This is a genomic window from Mucilaginibacter panaciglaebae, assembly GCF_039539265.1.
GTDB lineage: Bacteria > Bacteroidota > Bacteroidia > Sphingobacteriales > Sphingobacteriaceae > Mucilaginibacter > Mucilaginibacter panaciglaebae.
Genome location: NZ_BAABCV010000003.1, coordinates 327,569 through 351,988, shown reverse-complemented (window position 1 = coordinate 351,988; position 24,420 = coordinate 327,569). Strand labels below are relative to the sequence as shown.

The following is a 24,420-nucleotide window of genomic DNA, read 5'->3' as shown; positions in this document are numbered from 1 at the left end:
CTATGTTGTTGAGGCTTACGAATTAATTTGAGCTGTAAAAGCCGCCAGCAAATCCTTCAATCCCTTAATCGTGTCTGTATCGGTAATAGTTCCATCCGCAGCAACTTTCGACCTGACAAACTGAATCAATAAATTGGTTTCGTCAGAAAGTTTAGCAGTTAGTGCGCCCAAAGTAAGCAGGAGCGAGGCATGCGCATATTCGCCACCCAAAGAAGCGGTGATCAGCGCAACCGGTTTATCAACCAGGGTGCTGCTTGATACCAGCCAGTCGAGCATGTTTTTCAAAGAGCCGGGAACACCGAAAGCATATTCAGGAGTGCAGATAATGATACCGTCGGCATTCAGCAATAGTTGACGCAGGGCGGCAATGGCAGCGGGCGGTGTTTCGGCGTCCAACCCGGGGTCAAACGCAGGTACGTCAGCCAGGTTATTGTAAATAGTATATTTGGTATCGGGCTCCATTAAAGTGCTCAGGTATTTTAATATAGCATGATTAGACGAACCTTGCCGTAAGCTGCCGGATATGGCTACAATATTTTTCATAAGATTACAAGCGCAAGTTATTACTAATTACAGAAAAATATATAGATAACTGTAAGCGAAAGGGGGCGCTGGACGGCTAGCAGTCTAAGAATGACAATGTCTTAGAATTGCTTTTTTCTTCTCGCAGAATTGCAAATTAGCTGTTCCACTCAGGTGTTTCACTTCGGCAGGTCAAAAAAGTAGATAAAGCATTTAATTTATTGATAATTAAATAATTAGATGTATTTACCTAAAGTATTACTACTGTTTCAAAGTGTTTCACTTATTTTTTATAAACATCTCATTTTTAGATATTTACACATGAAAAGTGTTTCAAGTGTTTCAAAGTGTTTCAGTATTTTGTGAAACAGTAACGCATGCCAAATCTAATGTCAATATAGTGACCAAAGGCTATTGGCAGGCATGGTTTTTAATTATATTTTTGTCCTTCATTTTAATTCGATGCCTGAAAATTTAGAACACGTTAAATGCCTGATCATTGGGTCGGGTCCTGCCGGATACACTGCGGCCATCTATGCCTCTCGTGCCGACCTGAAACCGGTTATGTATACCGGTATGCTTGCCGGCGGTCAGCTTACTCAAACTACTGATGTAGAGAATTTTCCCGGCTATCCTGAAGGGATTATGGGCCCCGAAATGATGGAAGACTTCCGCAGACAGGCTGAAAGACTGGGTACTGATATCCGTTTCGGCTATGTAAGTTCAGTTGACTTTTCGAGTTTGCCGCATAAAGTGGTGGTTGACGATATCAAGACTATCCTGGCCGATACCGTAATTATATCAACCGGTGCCTCTGCCAAATGGCTGGGCCTGGAGTCTGAGCAAAAATACAGCGGCTTTGGCGTTTCGGCCTGTGCGGTTTGCGATGGCTTTTTCTTTAAAGGACAAGACGTTGCCATAGTAGGTGCCGGCGATACCGCTGCAGAGGAAGCCACTTATTTGGCCAAGCTTTGTAATAAGGTTTACATGATTGTCCGCCGCGACGAGTTCCGGGCCTCGAAAGCAATGGTTCACCGTGTGCTTAACACCCCGAATATCGAGATCCTTTACAATACTGAAACCAAAGAAATTTTGGGCGATGGCCACAGTGTAAATGCCGTAAAGGTTATTAACAATAAAACAAACGAAGAGCGAAATCTGGATGTTACCGGCTTTTTCGTAGCGATAGGCCATCAACCTAATACCGAAATATTTAAGGGCTGGATAGATATGGACGAAACCGGCTATATTATCACTAAACCGGGCTCAACCCAAACCAATATCGAAGGCGTATTTTGCTGCGGCGATGCGCAGGATCATATTTACCGCCAGGCGGTAACTGCTGCCGGTACAGGCTGTATGGCCGCTATTGATGCCGAGCGCTATCTTGCTGCTAAAGAGCACGTAGTAACTGCTTAATACCTCATTATGCAAAAGATATAAAAGGTTGTCTATACAGGCAGCCTTTTTTTGTGGTATATTTTTTACAAGATACACTGCTATTTAATTTTAAAATCTTTTAACTTCACCATCTTTAAATTATTGACCAATTTATAATTATGTATAAAAGAATCATTCTGCTACTGGTTACTACTGTTGGCTTTGCTGCCGTTACACAGGCTCAAGACTTAAATCCAAACCTGGGGATCATTCCGGCTCCGGTATCTGTCAGAAAAACATCTGGTAGTTTTGTACTAAGTCAGGAAACCGCTTTTCTGGCGGATTCAGTAAACAATAAAGCAGTCGTTTTTTTTGCTGATTATCTGAAAAATACTGCCATGCTGCACATCCCTGTTAAACATAACAGCGGACAAACCGTGAATAACAGCATTGTGTTAACCAGCGCAGGTACCGACGGTCTTCCTGCAGAAGGTTACCGTTTGACGATTACCCCAACTAACGTTACTATAGCCGCCAAAGGCGCAGGTATGTTTTATGGCATACAAACTTTAATACAATTAATTCCAGCCAATAAAGGTGCGACTGCTAAATTACCTTGTGTGCAAATTGAAGATTACCCGCGCTTTGGATACCGTGGTTTGATGCTGGATGTTTGCCGTCATTTTTTTACGGCGGAGTTTGTAAAGAAATACATCGATCTGATGGCTGCTTACAAGTTCAATACCTTCCATTGGCATTTAACTGACGATCAGGGCTGGCGTATAGAAATTAAGAAATATCCAAAACTTACTCAGATAGGCAGCCATCGCCCGGCTACCCTTATAGGCAACTATCATGACCGCACTCCGCAGCAGTTTGACGACACTCCGGTAGACGGCTATTACACTCAGGATGAGATCCGCGACATTATTAAATATGCCGCCGACAGGTACATTACTATTGTGCCCGAAATTGAGATGCCGGGCCACGCTATGGCAGCACTGGCTTCGTATCCCGAACTGGGTTGTGAGCCGGGTTCGGGTTACCAGGTGCAAAGCACCTGGGGTGTTTTCAAAAACGTGTATTGCCCGTCAGAAAAAACATTTGCTTTCCTGGAAGATGTACTGACCGAAGTGATCGATCTTTTCCCAAGCAAATACATTCACATTGGTGGCGACGAAGCACCTAAAGATGCCTGGAAAGAATCGGAGTTTTGCCAAAAACTCATTAAAAAGTTAAAACTAAAAGATGAGCATGGCTTACAAAGCTATTTTATACAACGTATTGAGAAATTCGTAAACTCAAAAGGCCGCAGCATTATAGGCTGGGACGAGATACTGGAGGGCGGTTTGGCGCCAAATGCTACTGTAATGAGCTGGAGAGGCGAACAGGGGGGTATAGAAGCAGCCAGACAAAACCATAACGTTATTATGACCCCGGGCAGCGGCGGCATGTATCTGGATGCCTTACAAGGTAAATTGAGCACCGAACCTTTGAGCATTGGCGGCTATACTCCGCTTGATAAAACTTATCGTTATGATCCTACTCCGGAGGCTTTAACTCCCGATCAGAAGAAATACATTTTAGGCGTTCAGGGCAACTTGTGGACAGAGTACATTGCCACCGAAAATAAGGTAGAATATATGCTGTTACCGCGTATGTTTGCTGTATCTGAGGTTGCATGGACCCAGTTGGCCAACAAGGATTTTAAAGATTTTTCAGAAGTACGTTTGCCAAACCATTTGGCATGGTTAGATAAGAAGGGCTTTGACTATCGCGTGCCTACAGCTATCGGCGCCAAAGATTCGGTAGGCTTTGGCAGCACCCTCACTGTAAACCTCAAAACATCAGTAACGGGAGCGAAGGTGTATTATACCATTGATGGGTACACCCCGCGCGAAACGGATATAGAATACAACCTGCCAAAAACTTACAGCGTACCGACTGATCAATATCGCGAGCTGCAAACCATTGTAATCACCCCAACCGGTAAACGCAGTGTGGTTACCAAAACCGTAATTTATAATAAAGCACCTTTGCCACCGGTTCAGTTTTCAGGAACAACCCCCGGTTTACGTTATGAACTGATTCCGGGTGAGTACAATAGTACTAACGATTTCAAGATGTCTGCTGACGGCGCCGATTCACTGATAGCTAAAAGCTTTAATATCAATCAGTTTAGAAAAGGTGGCGGTTTTGCGATAATATATAATGGGTACGTTCGTATTGATAATGATGGCGTTTATGGTTTTGCGACTTCGTCTGATGACGGCTCGACTTTACTGATTGATAATCAGCTGGTGGTTGATAATGATGGCAGACATCCAATCAATGCTAAAAGCGGCGCTATTGCTTTACAAAAGGGGTATCATAAATTTACCCTGAAATATTTTAATATCGGGACAACGGGTAGCCTCAGAGCGTTTATCACTATCCCGGGTAAACCGACGGGCGAATTAGGCTCTGATCTGCTATTTAACTAAAAGTTGCTATGCGTTTAAGGTCTTATATTTTTATGCTGATAGGGTGCGCAGCTATGACGGGCTGCTCGCACAAAGAAAAAAAGCCCCTAGTTGACAATATGCCAAAAGCTCCGGTGGTAATGGACCCTTTCAGGTTTCATAAATTGATCGAAGTATCGCCGGGGAATTATTACGATGTTTTAAGTTGGGGGCGTGGTGGTGTGGATACCAGCTCGCTTTTGATCTTGCACTCAGACTCTATCACCAGAAAATATACTACCACTACAGGTGATATCAATGGACAGATAGTAGACGCGTATAATTCTGATATGGATATTGACGGTCATCCTGAAATTTTAATCCAGGCTAAACGTAAGGATACTATTAATTATACTACCATGTACGCTTACGAGTTTTACGAAAGCAAAGTGCAAAAACTGGATTTTCCAAAACTAAGCAGCTCGCAGCGTAAAGGTTATCGTGGCAATGATAATTTTTATATTTCTGAAGGAAAGCTGATACGTGAGTTTCCGATTTACAAAGGCAGCGGCCCGTCGGCGAAACCAACCGGGGCGCAACGTAAATTAGAGTACAGTCTGAGCAGCAATAGCTTTAATGTAAAACAGCTAAGTAAAGACTCAACATCGGTCAACGACAAAGCCGTTGTGCAGGAAACTAAGCCGGTAGAAAAGAAATCGACAAAAGCAAAAAAGACAGTAGCAAAAAAAACAACAAAAAAACATCATAAAGAGGTTTCCCATAAAAAGAAGAAGCACCATCACCGTTAAACCAGGCTCATCATTTCCTTAGCATTGTAAATGGCATATACGGCCGAGTCATTATTGAAATAGAACCAGCCTTGTTGGGTGTTAGGATTATTTTTCACCGTATCTATAACTTTTTGTAAAAACTCTTTCGAATAAGGCGAGCGATATAATTCAGGTACACCGTGAAAGCGATAATACACCGACGGCGCATTTTGAATCACCTCATCGGGCAAGCTAGGGTGACTCATTCCACAAAAAGCAATGTTGTGCTCGGCCAGTTTTTTGTAAACATCATCACGCCACCAGCTTACATGGCGCGGCTCCAATACATTGTTAAATGTGGGATTTAGGCTATTAATAATCTTATCCAGCTTCTCCTCGTTATAATGAACGTTCGGCGGCATCTGAAACAAAACCGGACCTAGCTTTTCTTGCAAGCCGTTATTGATAGTATCGTAAAAGCTGGTGATCAAATCAGTGACATCATTAAACTTTTTGTAGTGTGTAATAGCCCTTGGCGCTTTAACCGAAAACCTGAAATCGGCGGGGCTTTTGCCGTACCAGGTCTGTAAAAACGACAATTGAGGAAAACGGTAAAAAGTAACATTCAGTTCAAGTGTTTTGAAATGTTCGCAGTAGTAATCAAACCATTTGCGCTGCGGCAAACCCTCCGGGTAGAATTTGATCTTCCAGTGATTATAATGAAAACCTGAACATCCGATATACCATTCCATGCTGGAGTAACCCCCGTCGCCAAATTTTTGTTTGATGAATGAAAGATTGTTAACCCTAATTTTGCACATTTGTATAATCACCTATTGAGCCAATAATGCATTTTATATATCCTGCTTTCTTATTTGCATTAGTATCGCTGGTTATACCGGTATTGGTTCATTTGTTCAATTTCAGGCGCTATCAGAAAACTTATTTTAGTAATGTTCAGTTCTTAAAAGAGATACAGGAGCAGCAATCGTCTCGTCGCAACTTAAAAGAGCGACTTATCCTGGCTGCACGTTTACTGGTGTTAACTTTCCTGGTTTTGGCCTTTGCGCGACCCTATATCGCTAACCATACCAACACTAAAGCAGGTACACAAAGAGTGATCAGCATTTTTATAGATAACTCTTACTCTATGCAGGCCCTTAATCGGGAGGGCTCCTTACTTGACGAAGCTAAGCGACGTGCCAAAGAGATAGCCTCGGCTTATTCTATGAATGATAAGTTTCAGTTATTGACGCAGGATTTTGAAGGTAAGCACCAGCGATTATTAAGTCGCGATGAGTTCGATGATGCAGTTGATGTCGTACATATCAGTCCACGTAATCGTAGCCTGCAACAGGTTATTGATCGTCAGCAAAGCCTTTTGAGCATGCAGCCCGGTGCCAGCAGAACTATTGATATTATTTCAGATTTTCAGAAAAACATATCCAACGGCCGGCGTTTAAAAGTAGATACCGGGATACATGTAAGCCTGGTGCAGTTGAGCGCAAATACGCCGGCTAACGTAGCTGTCGATTCGGTTTGGCTGCTTAGTGCAATCCACCGCCCGGGTGAAACTGAAAAATTGGTGGTACGACTGCATAATTACGCCAATGAAAGCTCGACTAAAATTCCGCTTAAATTAGCCATCAATGGCGAACAAAAGGCTTTGGGTGGATTTACCATTAATGCCCACGCGATACAAAATGATACGCTGACGTTTTCGGGCCTTAAACCAGGTTGGCAGCGCGGCGAGATTACCTTGCAGGATAACCCGGTTACTTTTGATAACCAGTTTTATTTCAGCTTCAATGTAAAACAGCAAATGCCGGTACTGCTGATTGATGGCGGCACTGCTAACCCATATTTAAAAGCGCTGTTTAGTACCGACCAGTTTTTTACAGCTTCGCGTACTACCGATGGCAATGTTGATTATTCAGCACTGAGTAATTATCCTTTAGTTGTATTGAGCGACGTTAAGGCGCTCTCGGCCGGTTTAGCCCAGCAATTAAAAGTTTATGTGCGTAAGGGAGGCACACTGGCCGTATTCCCTGCTGTTGACGCGGATATAACTAATTACAAAGCGTTTTTACAGCAAATGGTTGCGGCTTATCCCGAAAAGTTGCTTACCGAAAATATAAAGGTATCCTCACTCAACCTACAAAATCCGGTGTTCAAAAATATTTTTGAGGATTTTCCGCAAAATCCCGATCTGCCGGTTATTAAAAAATACTATCAGCTGAGTTTGGCGCCTGGTATTAACGAAAACTTAATGCAGCTTCAGGGTGGTGGTGCATTTTGGGCCGGATATAACAGTGGCAAAGGAAAAGTTTATGTAGCCGCTGTGCCTTTAAATGAAGATTTCAGCAATCTGCCGCGCCATGCCCTGTTTGTACCGATTATGTTTAGGATAGCGTTATTAAGCGGACATGATCAGCCTTTATTTTATTTACTCGGCCATGATGAAACTATTGAGGCCCCGCCGGTTCAATCGTCCGACAAACAGTTGCTGAAACTGGTAAAAGGAAAGGAAAGTGTCATCCCTGATGTGAAACAACAAGAAGGGAGTACATTACTGTATGTATCTGATCAGTTACAGGAAACGGGTTTGTATGATTTAAAACGACAGGACAGCACCGTGTCTGTAATGGCTTTTAATGATAACAGGAGCGAGTCTGACCTACATTATTATACTCCGCCTGAACTGGATAAAATATTGGCCGATAGGGGCAATGTCATTGAACCAACCCGGGGGGCCGTAAAAGATATTATAAGCCAGGCAGATTTTGGTGTGCAATTATGGAAACTTTGTATAATTTTGGCATTGATTTTTCTGGCTGCTGAAATATTGCTTACCCGGTATGTAAACATCAAAACCACTGCCGATAAACAGGTTTCGCAACAACAAAAATCAACCTCAATCCACACATAAAGCAGCACAAATGAATTTGCTTATCAAATCCGCTACTATTGTTGACCCTAACTCGCTTTTTAATCAACAAGTTGCTGATATTTTTATAAAAGACGGAAAAATTGCAGAAGTTGCTAAAAACATCCAAGCCGACGCTGAGGTATTCGATGCAAAAGGCAAACAGGTATCGCCTGGTTTTTTTGACTTGAACTGCAATATCGGCGAATTGGGATTGGAGACTAAAGAAGATTTGAAAACCGGTACTGCTGCTGCGGCGGCGGGTGGCTTTACCGGCGTTGCATTGATGCCAAATACTCAACCGCCGGTACATTCAAAAGCCGAGGTTGAATATTTATTCAACCGTGCCAAGAACAATCTAGTAGATGTTTATCCGCTGGGCACTTTATCTCAAAAGCGCGAGGGTAAAGATCTGGCAGAAATGTACGATATGTATCAAAGCGGTGCTAAAGCCTTTACAGACGGTAACCGGCCTGTGCAGGATTCTGGTTTAATGGAACGGGCTCTGCTTTATACTAAAGGCTTTGAAGCTACAGTGTTTTCTTATCCTGAAGATGCGGCTATTGCAGGCAAGGCGAAAGTCAATGAAGGCGAAATGAGTACGCTGCTGGGTATGAAAGGTATCCCTTCATTAGCCGAGGAACTAATGATTGCCCGCGATCTTTACCTGGCTGAATATACTGATTCAAAGATCCATTTTACAACCATATCTACAGCGCGCTCGGTGAACTTGATTCGCGAAGCAAAAAAGAAAGGCCTCAAAGTTACCTGCGATGTGGCGGCACACCACCTGGTGCTGACAGATGAAGCTTTAGCAGGCTTCGACAGCCAATATAAAGTTAAACCGCCACTACGTACCCGTGCCGATGTTAATGCGTTGTTAAAAGGCTTAAAAGATGGCGTTATAGACGCTATTGTATCTCAGCATACACCGCACGAGATAGAATTTAAAGATGTCGAGTTTGAGGTAGCCGAGTTTGGTATAATTGGATTGCAAACAGCATTTTCACTGGCTTTACTTGCTGGTTTGGATATAGCCCTTATTGTTGAGAAACTAGCTGTCAATCCAAGAAATATCCTGGAAGTTGCGGTACCAACTATTGCAGCCGGGCAAAAAGCAAACCTTGTAGTGTTTGACAGTAATGCTGAATGGAATTTCAATAAAGAGAATAATCTATCAAAATCTGGCAACTCGCCTTACCTGGGGCAGAACCTTAAAGGCCGCATTTTATTAACTTGTAACAATAACAAAGTATATCAATCAAAATAAAAATGATCGATCCAAAAATAGACAGAGCACTGGGCGCAGCGCTGGAAGCTTTTTCAAAATACAGTGGTAATGACAGTTCGGAAATTACAGGTCAGTTCAAATCTGTATTTGATCTGGAAAATAACTTTTTAAGTAAAGTTGATGCCCTGGATAAGTTATTTGATAATCACCCTAAGTTTGACGTTTTACGTGAGGTGTTTTTTGATTTGCTGATGATCAATTTCTTTAGCGCTGATGTTAAAAAACTGGAAGAAGATTATCTGGACAGCCCTGAATGGGAAGATATCGAGGAACAAACGCTGGAAAGAGGTACAGAGCTTTTAAACCTGCTGCTTTATCTTAACGAGTGCGAAGACGAAGACATTGAACCCGAACTCGAAGATTATTTGAAGGAGTTTTTGCTGGTTGATGAGGACGAATTTCAGGACGAATACCGTATTTATGAGCCGGTAATTGCTCACCAGATATTGATGGAAAGCCCTGTTGATGAAATCGCGAACGTTGCCGGTAAGCTTTCTCAAGATTCAGAATTGAAAGAGCTGTTTTACCCGCTGATGTGCTTTTTCCAGAACCCGCAACCCACTACAGACGAAAAGAACCAAATTGCAGCCAAAGCCGTAAACAAGGATTTTGACATGGCTGTATTTAGCATACTTGAATCATTTGTTTAACCTAATTATTTGTCACCATGGACAATAACGTAAGAAAAGCCACCATAGGGAAACTTGGTGTAAGATATGGCCTTTTAATAGGTGTCATTTCAATCGTATTATCAGTAGTATTCAGAATTATTGATCCGCTGATGATGTTTACCAATTTATGGATACAATTGCTCAATGGTATTATCGGCATAGCATTGATTGTGATTTTGGGCATCGAGATAAGAAAAGCAATAGGAGGTTACTGGAGTTTCGGCGAAGCGTTCAGAGGATTGATGACGATGTCTGTATTTATTTTAATCCTGACCATTTTTTACGGCTTCGTTCTGTTTAAATTTGTTGATCCTGATATGCCAACCAAAATTAATGACGTCTCTGAAACGGTGATGTCTCAGCGACTGGCAAAAATGGGTATGGATCAGGAAAAGATCGATCAGACTACTAAAATGTTTGAGAACGGAGAATTTAAAGCCAAGTTGTTGCCTACTCTAAAAAATGAAGCTACTGCATTCTGCTTCGGCTTACTGTTTTATGTTATATTAAATCTGATTGTAGCTGCCTGCATAAAAAAACAAAGACCAATTACTGTTGAAGATGCTATTGACCCCACAGTTTAGCGAATAATTAATACGATCATAAACAAAGAAGCCGTCCGGACAATCCGGACGGCTTCTTTGTTTGGTTTTAATTTATTATTTGATTGGTCAGTTATCGATTACGGTTTGCTTTTCAATACTATTTTGATAATATCATTACCAAATACAAATACCATTAATGATATTATTAGGACAAATCCAACTATTTGTGAGCGTTCTAAAAATTTATCGCTAAGTGGTTTGCCTTTGATCATTTCAATAATCAGAAACACTGCATGCCCACCGTCGAGTGCAGGGATAGGCAATAAGTTTGTAAATGCCAGAGCTATTGACAGCAGGCCAACCATAGTCCAAAAACGTACCCATATTATTTCTTTGCCAAACTGAGTAGCAATAGCAACAGGCCCGCCAATTATTTTACCAAATTTAGCATCGCCTTTAAACACTTTGCCTATGGCTTTGGCGTTGGTTGCGAAAGTTTCCCAAGCTTTTTCTGCACCAACCGGTAGTGAACCGAAAAAGCCATAATGTATCGTTTTCTCTTCTGGCAGATCAAAGTGCGCAGCAACGCCAAAGCCACCGTCTTTCATGCCCAGTGTGCCATCTTTATTTACATTGACGGTTAGGGTTTTAAACGCATTGCCACGTTTAATTTCCAGTAATACAGGCTTGTTAATGTTCTTTTTCAACTCGGCCTGTAACTGATCGAAAAATTGAATTTTAATGCCGTTTACAGCTGTCACGCTATCGCCTTTCACTATTCCGGCTATTTGCGCGTTGCTGCCTTTTACTACCGAATCAATCGAGAACCTGGCACGTGGGAGCGGGCTGATAAATTGGCCAGGGCTGTTATCAGACAGGTCATTGATGATATTAGAAGGTACGGTAATGGCAAAGTCCTTGCCATTGCGTTGTACAGTTAATACGGTATGGTCAAGTAATACTTTAGCGCCCATCAGGTCCTCAAAACGGTCAACTGGTTGACCGTTTATCGCAATGATCTTGTCGCCTGCCTGCAAGCCAATTTTTTTACCAACAGCACCCGGTACAATGCCATATTTAACGGTTGAGTTAGCTATATAGCTATCCCCTAAACGCGCAGTAAGCATCCAAAAAATAAAAATAGCCAGAACTATATTCACAAAAACACCACCAAGCATTACAATTAAACGCTGCCAGGCAGGTTTTGAGCGGAATTCCCAAGGTTGCGGCTCGCCTTGCATTTGCTCCGTGTCCATTGACTCATCTATCATACCGGCAATTTTTACATAGCCACCCAAGGGCAGCCATCCTATGCCGTACTCAACATCTTTATAGGTGAATTTAAACAGGCTAAATCCCCAGGCATCAAAAAACAGGTAAAACTTATCTACTTTAATACCAAAAGCCCTCGCAGCTAAAAAGTGGCCCAGTTCATGCAAAATCACTAAAATCGAAATTCCCAGTATAAACTGGCCAATCATTATTACTATACTCATTCTTTATATTACGTTGTATGCCTTTTGCGGCATTTGTTTTATTAAATTTTGCGCAAATATGCGTGTTTCTTTATCAGTATTCAAATAATCGTCAAGCGTAGGCTGGGTATGAAAATCAATGTGACGCATACAGCTTTCAATAATTTCACTCATCGCCAAAAAGCTTAAACTATTAGCCAAAAATCCGGCAACCGCAATCTCATTAGCTGCATTCACAATGCATGGCATATTCCCGCCTCTGTTCAAAGCTTCAAACGCAAAACCTAAATTACGAAACGTCATCAGGTCTGGTTTTTCAAATGTCAGTTCAGGATAATCTATGAAATCAAAACGTTTAAAGTTGGTTTTTAAACGGGTTGGATAGGTCAGAGCATATTGTATCGGCAGCTTCATGTCGGGCAAACCCATTTGCGCTTTGATTGATCCGTCCTCAAACTGCACCAATGAATGAACAATAGACTGCGGATGCACAATCACCTGGATCTGGTCGGCAGATAAATCAAATAGCCATTTAGCCTCAATAACCTCTAAACCCTTGTTCATCAGCGTAGCCGAATCAATAGTGATCTTTGCGCCCATAATCCAGTTAGGGTGCTTCAGTGCATGTTCGCGTGTAACATTAGCCAATTGAGCCACGGTTTTACCGCGAAAGGGGCCACCTGATGCGGTCAGGATGATCTTCTCGATTGAACTGTAATCTTCGCCTATCAAACATTGATAAATAGCTGAATGTTCAGAGTCAACCGGTAGTATTTTGACATTGTGCTGTTTGGCCAGGTTGGTGATTAACCCGCCGGCTACAACCAGCGTTTCTTTGTTTGCTAACGCGATGGTTTTACCCGCCTTAATGGCCGATATAGTGGGTTCCAGCCCTGCGAAACCAACCATAGCCGTTAATACAATATCAATCTGCGGATCAGTAACGATATCAATAATAGCTTTAATACCCGATAAAACTTTAGTGGCGGTGCCGGCTAAAGCCTTTTTAACTTGGGTGTATTTGTCTTCATTGCAAATAACAGCATAGGCCGGTTTAAATTTTAACGATTGCTGTATCAACAGATCAGCATTGCTATGTGCTGTCAAAACGTAAGCATTAAAGAGCGAAGGGTTTTCGACAATCACTTCTAAAGCCTGTGTACCGATACTTCCTGTAGAGCCAAGAATGGCTATATTTTTCAAACTATTATTATTCAAATCGGCCCCCTCTGATCTCCCCCGCAGGGAAGATTTTTGTTAATCTTAATATATTTCTAAATGCCTGCTGAAGCTCTCCCTTCCGGGGAGGGTTTGGTAGGGGCTATACATCCTTTCAATCCGTCTGCAATCTTCCTGTCGTTAGACAAGCGCGGAACCTTATTTTGACCGCCCAGCTTACCCTGCAATTTCATATAGTTTATAAACGCATCTTTTTTTAAGCTTTGAATAATCAAAGGTTGCAAAATGTTACCGTCAATAAGGTCAAAATAATAAATATTTTTTGATTGTAAAGCTTTGTCAACTTTTAATGCAAAAGCTTTCAGATCTTTCGGCTCAGAGCCAAACTCGATAAACCATTCATGGTAAGGCAGTTTGCCTTGAGCCGGGTTTACCTGCGGTGCGACGGTAAATTCTACAATATCAACATTTTCCTCATTCGCCACGCTCATCAACGCATATTCAACCTCTTCGCCAATAACATGTTCTCCAAACGCAGAAATGTAATGTTTAATACGTCCGGTCACTAATATTTTGTATGGATCTTTAGATATAAACTTAACGGTATCGCCAATACTATATCCCCAAAGACCGGCGTTGGTATTTAAAATCAGCGCATAATTTTTATCCAGCTCCACATCCGCCAAACTGATACGTGTCGGATTTTTATTAAAATATTCATCAGTGGGTATAAACTCATAAAATATACCAGAGTTGACCAATAGCAGTAAGCCTTTTTCTCTTTGCGAATCCTGGAAAGCAATAAATCCTTCGGACGCCGGGTAGGTTTCAATAGTATCTATCGCAAATCCAATACTGTCCTCAATACGTGAGCGATAAGGTTCGTAATTAACGCCGCCATATACAAACAACTTGAAGTTTGGAAAAATGTCCCTAACCTTTTTACCGCCTGACATAGCCGACAATCTGTCAAAATACATCTGGCACCAGGGCGGTATGCCCGATATAAGGCGCATATCTTCGTCAACCGTTTCGTGAACTATGGCATCAACCTTTTCCTCCCAATCTTCGATACAGTTTACCTGATAGCTTGGCAGCCTGTTCTTTTGCAGATAGGGCGGTACATGGTGAGCGACAATACCCGACAGGCGACCGGTTGGTATACCCGCCTTTTCAGAAAGCTCAGGGCTGCCCTGCAGAAAGATCATTTTACCATCGACAAAATCAGACTTACCGGTTTCATGAATGTAAGCCAGCAAAGCGTTGCGTGCAGCCTTGATGTGTTCGGGCATACTTTCTTTACTGATGGGAATATATTTTACGCCCGATGTGGTGCCGGAGGTTTTAGTAAGATAAGTGGGCTTGCCTGGCCAAAGTACATTTTCTTCGCCATTGGTCACACGCGTAATGTAAGGGCTAAGCTCCTCATAGTCGCGGATTGGGACGTGTTTTTTAAAATCCTCGTAGATTTTGATCTGATTGAAATGGTGATCATGACCAAATGAGGTGTTTGTAGCCTGATTGATCAGATTCTTAAAAGTTTTTTGCTGTAATAACACTGCATCTTTGCGGATGCGATTAAGATCATGATTAACCCACGCCGCAAATACCTTACTTAATATGGCTTTTAAACCCATCACTAATTGGTTTCGGCAATGTCGTCATCAACGTCCTGGTGGCTGTAAACCAGTTTACGATAGGTTACCGCCAGTATGATATTAACAAATGGATAGGTAAAGATGATAGCTACGGAAATAACCGGATAATAACGCGACAGGGTAGCTGGTAAAGCTATCAATACCAAAATGATGATTAACATAGTGAGTACTTTGAAAAAGTAACCACGGGTTAAATCAAAGCTTTGTCTGATGGATTCAAAAGCACCTGATTGATCATCCACAACAAACGTTATAAAAAACATGATGCGCAAGGCTATGTAAAGCGCGAATATTGCCGCAATATCTTCAAGCAGCGTTTGTAGATTTGGATAAGCATCAAACCACTCCATACCAAAATGGAACGTAGTAACAATAAATGCTATAAAGAAAACTACGACCAGGTAACTCACTATACTTTTAAAGGCAGGTAAAACCTGATTAAATTCAAATTCATAATACTCGCTGTCAATCACCGTAAATATGAGCTTATATAAACCAAGCGTGGTATATGCCTGTACAAATATCATAGTAAACGATATAGCCATTGTACCCGCAAAGGCTTCGGCCGATATAACGTACTCGGTTATTAAACCTAAAACAGAAAGTAGCAGGAATGATATAAATGAGTAGACAATTATAGTTACAAAATTTTTCTTAAAGATTACCCATGCAGCTTTGGTGGTTTCTGCAACGGAAAAAGGATGATACATATTAGTTTACCACTGTTTTAATATTAGCCTTCGCCAAATATCCTGCATAAAACCGAGCCCGTAGGCGGTAAGCTGAATAAATGACGCTACTACGCTCAAAAATGCAATTTTTACCGACTTGTTTTTAACAAGCGAATGAAAAAATATCAACAAAATAATAAGTGCGGCAATGATATTACATAAAACAGCAATTAACCAGCCAAAAATGTTTGCTACGAGTGCGAAAATAACACAAAGTGTAAAGATTGCAGGAAAGAAATGCACGAGTTTTAACTCGTTTGGAAAGAACTTATAAACATTGATACGCGCCCTGCCAAAAAAATGCAGCTGCTTGTAAAACTGCAAGAAGTTGGTACGGCGCTTATGGTATACTTTGGCTCGAGGTATTAAGCCAATTTTAAAGCCCATGTTATGAATGCGGATGCTATATTCAATATCCTCGCCAGAACGGGTGATGATAAAGCCGCCTGCTTTCTCCCATACCTGACGTGAAATACCCATATTAAAACTGCGGGGATGAAACTGCCCCAAGCGTTTTTTATTACCACGAATGCCGCCCGTTGTAAACGGAGAAGTCATGGCGTAGCTGATAGCTTTTTGAGTAGGGGTAAAGGATTCATGCGCTGCATCAGGGCCACCATACGCATCCAGCCAGTTTTCGTTTAATGAATTGTTTACTATTTCCAGATAATCCTCCGGTATGAGGCAATCAGAATCGAAAATAATAAAGTAGTCGCCTTTAGCACGTTCGAAAGCGTAGTTGCGGGCAAAACCCTGGCCGGCATTCTCTTTTACAAAGTATCTGACGTTTAGCTGAGCTTCAAAACTCTTTACAATATTTGCAGCATCATCCTTTGATCCATCTTCGATTACCAGTACCTCGAAGTTTTTATAAGTCTGCAAGGTTAATGTCTCCAACAGTTCTTTAATTTCCTGCGGGCGATTGTATAATGGTATTATAATGGAGAAAAACATGTTTGTTTGATGTGCAGATATGCCGATAGGTAAATGTGCAGATTAGTTTACTGGTTGATTTAATTTATTCGGTGTGCAAATATGCAAGGTGAACCTAAATGTTGATCAGGAAATTTATCAACAACGCACTCATCTGCACATCCGCATATCCACGCTTTGCATATCTAAATACTGTCTTCTATCTGGTATTTATTACGCTCGGGCGCAGCACGGGCCACTAATTCGGCCACAAAGCCGGTCAGAAACATTTGCGAACCGATGACAATTGCCACCAACGCAAAATAGAAAAGAGGTTGGGCGGTTACCTCGCGCGAATATTTGATGTGGTTAGCTATATCGTACAATTTTTCGCCAACCATCCATAAAGCACAAATAGTGCCGGCCAGGAAACTCAAAGCACCCAGTGACCCAAAAAAGTGCATTGGGCGTTTACCAAATTTGCCTACAAAAAAGATGGACATCAAATCAAGCAAACCATTAATAAAGCGGCTCATGCCGAATTTAGTAACACCATATTTGCGTGCACGATGTTCAACAATTTGCTCGCCTATTTTAGTGAAGCCGGCCCATTTAGCTATAACCGGTATATAGCGGTGCATTTCGCCGTAAACCTCTATATTTTTTATTACGGCTTTTCGGTATGACTTTAAGCCACAATTAAAGTCATGCAGATTGTCAATGCCCGACATTTTACGTGTGGCCCAGTTAAATACTTTGGTAGGGATGGTTTTGCTCAACGGGTCATAGCGTTTAGCCTTCCACCCCGATATAAGGTCGTAACCATCTTCAACAATACGACGGTATAACTGCGGTATCTCATCCGGGCTGTCCTGTAAATCGGCATCCATAGTGATAATTACGTTGCCCTGGGCTGCGTCAAAACCCACATTCAGCGCTGCCGATTTGCCATAATTGCGGCGAAACTTGATGCCCTTTATAAAAGGATTGTCCAGGCGAAGTTTATTAATTATTTGCCATGAACCATCAGTACTGCCGTCGTCAATTAAAATGATCTCATACAGGAAACCGTTTTCGGCCATTACACGGCTTATCCATGAGGTAAGCTCTGGTAATGATTCAACTTCGTTATATAAAGGTATTACTACTGATATGTCCATTTATTGGTAATAGGGTTGGGGCCAAGCCATTTTAAACCCATGCAAAAATATAAAAATTGAGGAATGATTTTTATATGTGCAGAATTCAATTATCTAACAATGGTTTTTCACGTTGCGATTCATGCAGCAGGTCGTTAAAGTCAAACCGGGCTACCCAGCTTTTTTCTGTCCTATTATAGTAGATAAACGCTTCAACAGCTAGGTCATCTCGTTTTTTATCATCATAATCAACATCCCAGAGGATGGCATGTATACCGTACTGTAGTCTGATTTTGGTTTTATTATGTCTGTAGACGTCTTTATGGGTTTTTAACTTGATGCCGCCGCTGTATCTGTTGTTAAAATCAACCTGCAATAAAGCCAGACGTTGATTTGTAGCGTGGTGATTCTTAGTAACAAGGTAATTAATCAGACTGCCAACCAGCATTGTGGCCATACTGGCGAGCCATAACCAATAGCCCGTTTGATAGCCGGTAATATAAGAGGTGATATTGGGTTTGACGTCTGATATCTCTGTAGCCAGTAAAAATGAAGTTGCCAATATCGTTCCGACCAAACTAAAAATCACGGCTCTTTTAGGTTTATTGTTGATTTGCGACCACGCAGCCCATAAAGCGGGATTGGCATACCAGGTTAACCCGGCCAGGCTCATGATACCACCAATGGCACCCATCGCCACTAAAGAAACGCCAGACCAATGGTTGCCGCATGCTCCCGATATGCAATACCCTTGCTGGGTCAACGAAACAAGGTATAAACTTAGGCTGATAACCAAAGTTATTTTAGATAGCGTTACATAAGATTGGCCTTGCATGCTACACAAAATAAATATTTACCTTTATATTATGCAATGTAAATCAGGTTTAAAATATTTTTTAGCAGGTGCTATAGCTTGCGGTATGTTGGTTAGTTCAGCCTATATCGCTCAAGACAATAAAGTAGTACAGATAGATATCACCAGATCGTTAAATGTTCGCCCCGTGACCGTATTAGCCGATGGTACACTAGTTCATTGGACAAAAGGTGTCGATCGTGAAAATGGTTATATGACTACCGCCGCCGCTAAAGTCAACGGAGATCAAAACTCTAATGCTCTACCTGATAATCCCGTGATACCGGCTACAGGCAAGCACCCGGCAATTCAATTGTACTACAATAATAAATATGCTTCGGGCAATCAAGCTATGTTATTAGCCGATAGTGATACATTTACGCTCAAGATACCGAAAAGCAAATACGCAGACTTTTTTATTTGCCTGACCAGCGCTTACGGAAAATCAAAGTTGGAGTATGACCTGGTTTACAGCGACGGAACGGATACGAAAAATATCACCGTACCTGACTGGGCGAATGATGTAGCAGATAACGACCCTGACTTTAGTTATGTAGTTCATGATTTACCTAAGTGGAGCAACACAGGCAAACAGACTGAACCGAACCATCATAATATACACGCACTTAATATCCATCCAGACCGCAAACGTACGCTTACCGCGGTTCAATTAAAAAATAATTCAAAAACCTACCTTTTGCTTTGGGCAGCTACAGGGGTGCAGATTTAACATAAATTAACGCTTTTGTTAATGTGTGTTAAAGTTTTATAAATCAGTTAAATAAGATATAGTTTTGATTTGCATTCAAGACAAACCCATCACAATTTGGCAGCGAGTTTGCCGGTATGGATAAGTGAGGTTGCCGGCAAACTGATTGCGCGACAAGTAACGGGTTATTGCTAATCAAACTGCTTTTGCAGTCGCGTAAGGCGATCAATGATGAGGCTTAGCTTTTCTTGCTCATTCTTTACAAATTGCCCTCTGATGTAAAAAGTCGAGAATAAAATAAAGGCTACATACACGCTGTAAGCAATAGCTTTAAACATACTGGAAGTGTTTTGAAGTACTTCCTGAAAATACAGAAACAGTCCGGTGCTCATTAATAACACATAGATATAATAAAGCTGCCCATATAGCTTTGAACGATTTCTTTGATATTCTTTCAGGTCTTGAAGGTAGGCGGCAGGATTAATGGTGATATCTTGTTTGCTGATAATGCGGTAATCTCTTAACATCACCAGTAACGACAATAAAACAGTTACCAGTAAAATGGCAATGCCCAGATAAGTAGTTATAGATTGAAATGCTAAAAATAACATTACCATAAACAACCCGCCAAGTGTTATGATCATGATAGTAATATTCCAAAACAGTTTTCTGCTCAGCCCGTTAATTCCCTTCTTTACCTGTTTCAGCACATCATCTACTGAAAGCTGATCTTTTTTTGGCTGTTCCTGCCAAACCGACATTAAATGATCAAAGTCTTTCATGCTGATTATATAATTCTGTTAATTTTTGTTTGATGCGGTGTATCTTAACCCGTAAATTACCTTCAGATATACCAGATATCTCTGCTATCTCAGAATATGGCAGCTCATCAAGCACCATGGTTATAATAATTCTTTCAGACTCTTCTAACTTGGCAATACACTTATATAACAATGCTACCTGTTCATTTTTCTCAGAAACTTCCTCCATTTTGGTTTCTGCAATTTGGGGGGTAAGCTCATCTTTAGCCTGGCGCTTTTCTGACCTAAGATATGTTAAACATGTATTTACCGCAATGCGATAGATCCAGGTAGAAATCATTGCCTGATTTCTGAACTTATCGAGGTTTTGCCAAACCTTTAAAAATGTTTCTTGTAACAGGTCGTTTGCAGCATCGTCATCGCCTGTATAGCCATAGCACAAATGAAATATCTTTTTTGAATTTGCTTCAAAAATTTGTTTAAAGACAATTTCCTTGTGAGCCACAGTAATAGTAGGTAAGTTTTTGTGATAAGACGCAAAGATAAACGGATTGTTACAACAAGTAACCACTCTTGTTAAACCAGCTTAACTTTTTTTCAGCGTCGTCAAGCATTGCATTGTATTCGTTGGTAAAATCAAGTTGCAGGTCCTCATGTAGCTTACCTATTGATGTCCGTATCTTTTCAACCTGGCGTATCAGTATCAAACGCAAAGGTTTGTAGGAGGTGCGCCTGTCGGCATACTGAATATAGTTGGTGCAGAAATTTGACAGTAAGTTGATCTCAGCCTCTTTTGAAGCCATAAACTTAGTGTACTTGCTAATCAGCCTTAATATTTTACGCAAATATTTGGCTGCTTCATAACTTCGTACAGGCAACTGGCTAAACATAAATCCAGCTTCGGCCTTTACCTTCTCAACAAAATCAGCCTGATTGTCCGACTCGAACAACAGATAAGCCAACAGTTCCTTATTTTCTTTTTTATGGCGCGCCAGTCTGAGGCATAACTCTGCTATTTGTAAGCCCGACAGATGCTGCAATTCCTTTTTAATGTCCTGTAAGCCGTAGGTGGCTGTGCTCATGTTTATGATTTATATTTTCAGCAAAATAGTAAATAGTTGTAGCTTCGCACCGTTATATCAGTAAATGAGAAAAAACAAGCTTACGTTTTTTATTTTTGTCGCACTTATTATAGGCGTTATTGTAGGCTACGTTTATAATGTAACAGTTGTTGCACCTTACAACAACAAGATCAATGCGGCTGAAACGGCCATTAAGACCTTTGATAATAAACTGGTCGAACTAAAAGATACCACCGCCGCTTTATATAAAAACCTTAAAAGTCAGCGCGCTGAACAGGCCAAGATCCGTAAAGCCAATGATGTTATTCGCGAAGGCAAAGTAGAATATTTTACCATTTTAAGCGATATTTTTCTGCGGTTGATTAAAATGATTGTCGGCCCGCTGGTATTTACTACGCTGGTTGTTGGTGTAGCTAAGGTAGGCGATATCAAAGCAGTTGGGCGCATAGGCGGCAAGACGCTATTGTGGTTTTTAAGCGCTACTATTGTTTCGCTGCTGTTAGGAATGGTGCTGGTCAATCTTTTTCAACCCGGTCATGAAATGCACCTGATGCTGCCCGATAGCCATTTAGGTACTGATATCCAAAAGAGCGCGCTATCATTGAAAGATTTTATCAGCCATGTATTCCCGAAAAGCTTTTTCGAATCTATGGCTAACAACGAGATATTGCAGATAGTTGTATTTGCGCTGTTCTTTGGTGTTGCAACCGCTTCTATAGGCGAGAAGGGCGAAATTGTTGTTAAAGCATTCGATGCCATCGCACATGTCATCCTTAAAATAACCGGGTATGTGATGATGCTGGCGCCTTTGGCCGTGTTTGGTGCTATTACTGCTATTGTAGCTAAACAAGGGGTAGGTATCCTATCTACCTATACTGTATTTATCGGTGAGTTTTATTTTTCATTGATCATACTTTGGCTGGTAATTGTTGCGGCGGGTTTTTTTGTATTGAAAAGCCGTGTATTTACTTTAGTCAATAACATTAAAGACGCTATGTTGGTGGCCTTTGGCACCTCAACCAGCGAAGCTGCTTACCCACGCGTGCTCATTGAAATGGAGCGCTTCGGCTGTAGCAATAAAATTGTAAGCTTTGTGCTTCCGCTCGGCTATTCATTTAACCTGGACGGCTCTATGATGTATATGACATTTGCTTCTTTATTTTTGGCGCAGTCATACAGCATTCATTTATCAATTGCTCACCAGTTAACCATGTTGCTCACGCTGATGCTTACCAGTAAAGGCATTGCCGGTGTGCCAAGAGCGTCGTTAGTTGTAATTGCCGGAACAATAGCTATGTTCAATATTCCCGAGGCTGGTTTAGCTTTACTGATCGGTATCGATCCCTTGCTGGATATGGGCAGATCGGCGACCAACGTTCTGGGTAATGCCATGGCAACGGCGGTAGTAAGTAAATGGGAAGGGGAACTGGGGGATCAATTATTGATTTAATGAGTTATTGAATTATTGATTTAATTATGTCAGATATTGAAAGAATTGAATTTGCTGAGGTATTCAAAAAGCGTACAAAAAAATTCGTTGTTGATAATATTGAATTTTACCGGACCTTACCAAAAACTGAAGAGGCAAGATTATAGGCCGTCAACTGTTAAGGTCATCGTCGTCCGTTGGAGCAAATTATAGAGCAGCGTGTCGCGCGAGATCAAAAGCCGAATTTCATTCAAAATTATCAACAGTAGTTGAAGAGGCAGATGAGCCTGCTTTCTGGATGGAAGTTTTGATAGAAGCAGAAATCGTTACGAAATCAGAACTAACTTATCTGTTAGATGAAGCAAACCAAATCTTAAAGATATCATCTGCTTCAAGAAAAACAGTATCAAACAAATAATCAGTAATTCTTAAATTCAATAACTCAATAACTCAATAACTCAATAACTCAATAATTCTATAATTAACCACCATGGTATCAAGATCAAAAAAAATATTCCTTGCGCTGAGCGTTATTTTACCATTCCTGTTTTACTGCCTGTACTATTATGGCCACATGCTAAAGAATGCGCCATATAAATTTACTGAGTTTGAATCAATGAGCATTCAATATGGCGACCGCGATAGTTTGCTGAATAGATTTGACTCAAAGACAGGCAATTATCAATACTTAAACAGCCGCGATTCGCTGATAAAAAAACGTTTACATTTACCTAAAGATGATCTTTTGTATCTGCACCGTAAAGCTGCCGACCTGGGTTTCTGGGATTTTCCGGAAAATGAGACCGGCGACAGCGTAAAGACCGGTCAGCAGCCCGTACGTTATATTATAGAGTTTAAATACCAGCGCAAAAGCAAAAGGGTAATATACGACTCCAACTTTGAAGGCGATCCGAGGCTGATAGACGCTAATCAACGCCTGATCAAAGAGATTATGCAGGTATTGAACCAGGAAGAACAGAACGAGAAAAAATAAAACTAAGTTGGATATTGCAAATGTAATTTCTATATTTGCACCTCGAATTTTAAAACATTAATTAACAAACCATGTACGCAATAGTAAGTATAGCAGGACAGCAATTTAAAGTTGCTAAAGACCAGCAGATCTTTGTACACAGACTACAAGGTGACGAGGGCGCTAGTATTGAATTTGACAGTGTGTTGTTAGCAGAAAACGAAGGTAAATTCAAATTAGGTACTGATTTGAAAGGCGCTAAAGTATCGGCTAAGATCGTGTCTCATTTAAAAGGTGATAAAGTAATCGTATTCAAAAAGAAAAGAAGAAAAGGTTACAAAAAGAAAAATGGTCACCGTCAGCAATTTACCAAGATCGAGATCACTGGTATCACTTTATAATAAACGATTTTTAAAACGATCAGGCTTTAGCCGGTCATAAAAATATAACACAATGGCACACAAAAAAGGGGCCGGTAGTTCACGAAACGGCCGCGAATCGCATAGCAAACGTTTAGGTATCAAGATTTTTGGTGGTCAGCCGGCTATTGCAGGTAATATCATCGTTCGTCAACGTGGTACAAAACATAACCCGGGCCTTAACGTAGGTATCGGTAAAGATCATACATTATTTGCTTTAATATCTGGGCAAGTAGTTTTTAAAAAGAAAGCAGACAACCGTTCATACGTTTCTGTTCTTCCGTTTGAAACTGCACCGGTAGTTGAAGACGCTGCACCAGCTCCAAAAGTAAAAGCTGCCGCTAAACCTGTTGCCGAAGCTGCACCGGTTGTAGCTGAAGCTCCTGCTGCAGAAGAAGCTCCGAAAGCAAAGAAAGCTGCTCCTAAAAAGAAAGCCGCAGACGCCGAAGAAGCAACAGAAGCTGCCGAGTAATCATAGCTTATTAAAATATAGAAGCCCATATCGGTTTGATATGGGCTTTTTTTATGCTTAATCGAAATAAAATGGGTGACAG

The 24,420-nt window shown here is 41.2% G+C and carries 25 protein-coding genes; 13 read left to right on the top strand and 12 right to left on the bottom strand.

The features are described from left to right. Positions 1–15: 15 nt before the first annotated feature. Positions 16–543 carry an NADPH-dependent FMN reductase gene (locus tag ABD772_RS05765; RefSeq protein WP_345101663.1) on the bottom strand — a complete coding sequence of 176 codons (528 nt, stop codon included), beginning with the start codon at positions 541–543 and terminating at the stop codon, positions 16–18. A gap of 441 nt (positions 544–984) precedes the next feature. Between ABD772_RS05765 and trxB the strand changes: the two genes are divergently transcribed. From trxB to ABD772_RS05750, 3 genes are all read left to right on the top strand, one after another. Then, positions 985–1,941: a thioredoxin-disulfide reductase gene (trxB, locus tag ABD772_RS05760; RefSeq protein WP_345101661.1), complete on the top strand. Its 957-nt coding sequence runs from the start codon at positions 985–987 to the stop codon at positions 1,939–1,941. A gap of 140 nt (positions 1,942–2,081) precedes the next feature. Continuing rightward, positions 2,082–4,385: a family 20 glycosylhydrolase gene (locus ABD772_RS05755; protein WP_345101660.1), complete on the top strand. Its 2,304-nt coding sequence runs from the start codon at positions 2,082–2,084 to the stop codon at positions 4,383–4,385. A 32-nt stretch (positions 4,386–4,417) separates the two neighbouring features. Next, positions 4,418–5,152, top strand: a complete 735-nt coding sequence (locus tag ABD772_RS05750; RefSeq protein WP_345101658.1) for a hypothetical protein — start codon at positions 4,418–4,420, stop codon at positions 5,150–5,152. Here ABD772_RS05750 and ABD772_RS05745 read toward each other — a convergent pair. Continuing rightward, complete coding sequence (locus ABD772_RS05745) at positions 5,149–5,865, bottom strand: DUF72 domain-containing protein (protein ID WP_345101656.1); 717 nt, start codon at positions 5,863–5,865, stop codon at positions 5,149–5,151. The two genes, ABD772_RS05750 and ABD772_RS05745, sit on opposite strands and share 4 nt — an antisense overlap. Positions 5,866–5,960: 95 nt before the next feature. Here ABD772_RS05745 and ABD772_RS05740 point away from each other — a divergent pair, with 95 nt between their 5' ends. Genes ABD772_RS05740 through ABD772_RS05725 form a run of 4 tightly spaced genes read left to right on the top strand, consistent with a single transcriptional unit; the run spans position 5,961 to position 10,585 of the window. Continuing rightward, positions 5,961–8,042 (top strand): BatA domain-containing protein, encoded by a 2,082-nt coding sequence (locus ABD772_RS05740; RefSeq protein ID WP_345101654.1) that lies wholly within the window; start codon positions 5,961–5,963, stop codon positions 8,040–8,042. Positions 8,043–8,052: 10 nt separating this feature from the next. Then, positions 8,053–9,309 carry a dihydroorotase gene (locus ABD772_RS05735; protein ID WP_345101652.1) on the top strand — a complete coding sequence of 419 codons (1,257 nt, stop codon included), beginning with the start codon at positions 8,053–8,055 and terminating at the stop codon, positions 9,307–9,309. 2 nt (positions 9,310–9,311) lie between these two features. After that, positions 9,312–9,980, top strand: a complete 669-nt coding sequence (locus ABD772_RS05730) for a hypothetical protein (RefSeq protein ID WP_345101650.1) — start codon at positions 9,312–9,314, stop codon at positions 9,978–9,980. A gap of 17 nt (positions 9,981–9,997) precedes the next feature. Then, entirely contained in the window at positions 9,998–10,585 is a 588-nt protein-coding gene (locus ABD772_RS05725; RefSeq protein WP_345101648.1) for a DUF4199 domain-containing protein, read from the top strand. 98 nt (positions 10,586–10,683) lie between these two features. Here ABD772_RS05725 and rseP read toward each other — a convergent pair whose 3' ends face one another. The 7 genes from rseP to ABD772_RS05690 all read right to left on the bottom strand — a co-directional run bounded on the left by rseP (position 10,684) and on the right by ABD772_RS05690 (position 18,475). Continuing rightward, a complete protein-coding gene (gene rseP, locus ABD772_RS05720) occupies positions 10,684–12,042 on the bottom strand; it encodes an RIP metalloprotease RseP (protein WP_345101646.1) in 1,359 nt (452 codons plus the stop codon). 3 nt (positions 12,043–12,045) lie between these two features. After that, the gene (locus ABD772_RS05715; protein ID WP_345101644.1) at positions 12,046–13,224 is read right to left on the bottom strand and encodes a 1-deoxy-D-xylulose-5-phosphate reductoisomerase; all 1,179 of its coding nucleotides are present in this window, start codon (positions 13,222–13,224) and stop codon (positions 12,046–12,048) included. Positions 13,225–13,295: 71 nt separating this feature from the next. Next, entirely contained in the window at positions 13,296–14,837 is a 1,542-nt protein-coding gene (locus ABD772_RS05710; protein ID WP_345101642.1) for a GH3 auxin-responsive promoter family protein, read from the bottom strand. Positions 14,838–14,839: 2 nt separating this feature from the next. Continuing rightward, the gene (locus ABD772_RS05705) at positions 14,840–15,568 is read right to left on the bottom strand and encodes a hypothetical protein (protein ID WP_345101640.1); all 729 of its coding nucleotides are present in this window, start codon (positions 15,566–15,568) and stop codon (positions 14,840–14,842) included. A 6-nt stretch (positions 15,569–15,574) separates the two neighbouring features. Further along, positions 15,575–16,543: a glycosyltransferase family 2 protein gene (locus ABD772_RS05700; protein ID WP_345101638.1), complete on the bottom strand. Its 969-nt coding sequence runs from the start codon at positions 16,541–16,543 to the stop codon at positions 15,575–15,577. A gap of 164 nt (positions 16,544–16,707) precedes the next feature. Next, entirely contained in the window at positions 16,708–17,661 is a 954-nt protein-coding gene (locus tag ABD772_RS05695) for a glycosyltransferase family 2 protein (RefSeq protein WP_345101636.1), read from the bottom strand. An 85-nt stretch (positions 17,662–17,746) separates the two neighbouring features. Then, a complete protein-coding gene (locus tag ABD772_RS05690) occupies positions 17,747–18,475 on the bottom strand; it encodes a hypothetical protein (protein ID WP_345101634.1) in 729 nt (242 codons plus the stop codon). Positions 18,476–18,506: 31 nt separating this feature from the next. Here ABD772_RS05690 and ABD772_RS05685 point away from each other — a divergent pair, with 31 nt between their 5' ends. Continuing rightward, entirely contained in the window at positions 18,507–19,223 is a 717-nt protein-coding gene (locus ABD772_RS05685; RefSeq protein ID WP_345101632.1) for a hypothetical protein, read from the top strand. Positions 19,224–19,393: 170 nt separating this feature from the next. Here ABD772_RS05685 and ABD772_RS05680 read toward each other — a convergent pair whose 3' ends face one another. Genes ABD772_RS05680 through ABD772_RS05670 form a run of 3 tightly spaced genes read right to left on the bottom strand, consistent with a single transcriptional unit; the run spans position 19,394 to position 21,045 of the window. Next, the gene (locus ABD772_RS05680) at positions 19,394–19,984 is read right to left on the bottom strand and encodes a hypothetical protein (RefSeq protein WP_345101630.1); all 591 of its coding nucleotides are present in this window, start codon (positions 19,982–19,984) and stop codon (positions 19,394–19,396) included. Further along, the gene (locus ABD772_RS05675) at positions 19,971–20,468 is read right to left on the bottom strand and encodes an RNA polymerase sigma factor (RefSeq protein WP_345101628.1); all 498 of its coding nucleotides are present in this window, start codon (positions 20,466–20,468) and stop codon (positions 19,971–19,973) included. The genes ABD772_RS05680 and ABD772_RS05675 overlap by 14 nt, the downstream gene beginning before the upstream one ends. Before the next feature lie 49 nt (positions 20,469–20,517). After that, entirely contained in the window at positions 20,518–21,045 is a 528-nt protein-coding gene (locus tag ABD772_RS05670) for a hypothetical protein (RefSeq protein ID WP_345101626.1), read from the bottom strand. Between the two features lie 64 nt (positions 21,046–21,109). Between ABD772_RS05670 and ABD772_RS05665 the strand changes: the two genes are divergently transcribed. The 5 genes from ABD772_RS05665 to rpmA all read left to right on the top strand — a co-directional run bounded on the left by ABD772_RS05665 (position 21,110) and on the right by rpmA (position 24,338). Then, entirely contained in the window at positions 21,110–22,495 is a 1,386-nt protein-coding gene (locus ABD772_RS05665; RefSeq protein ID WP_345101624.1) for a dicarboxylate/amino acid:cation symporter, read from the top strand. Positions 22,496–22,634: 139 nt separating this feature from the next. Next, entirely contained in the window at positions 22,635–22,892 is a 258-nt protein-coding gene (locus tag ABD772_RS17550) for a four helix bundle protein (protein WP_425562819.1), read from the top strand. Positions 22,893–22,964: 72 nt separating this feature from the next. Continuing rightward, positions 22,965–23,468 carry a hypothetical protein gene (locus tag ABD772_RS05660; protein WP_345101622.1) on the top strand — a complete coding sequence of 168 codons (504 nt, stop codon included), beginning with the start codon at positions 22,965–22,967 and terminating at the stop codon, positions 23,466–23,468. Positions 23,469–23,539: 71 nt separating this feature from the next. Beyond that, entirely contained in the window at positions 23,540–23,848 is a 309-nt protein-coding gene (gene rplU, locus ABD772_RS05655) for a 50S ribosomal protein L21 (protein WP_345101620.1), read from the top strand. Between the two features lie 52 nt (positions 23,849–23,900). Then, complete coding sequence (gene rpmA, locus ABD772_RS05650) at positions 23,901–24,338, top strand: 50S ribosomal protein L27 (protein ID WP_345101618.1); 438 nt, start codon at positions 23,901–23,903, stop codon at positions 24,336–24,338. Positions 24,339–24,420 lie beyond the last annotated feature (82 nt).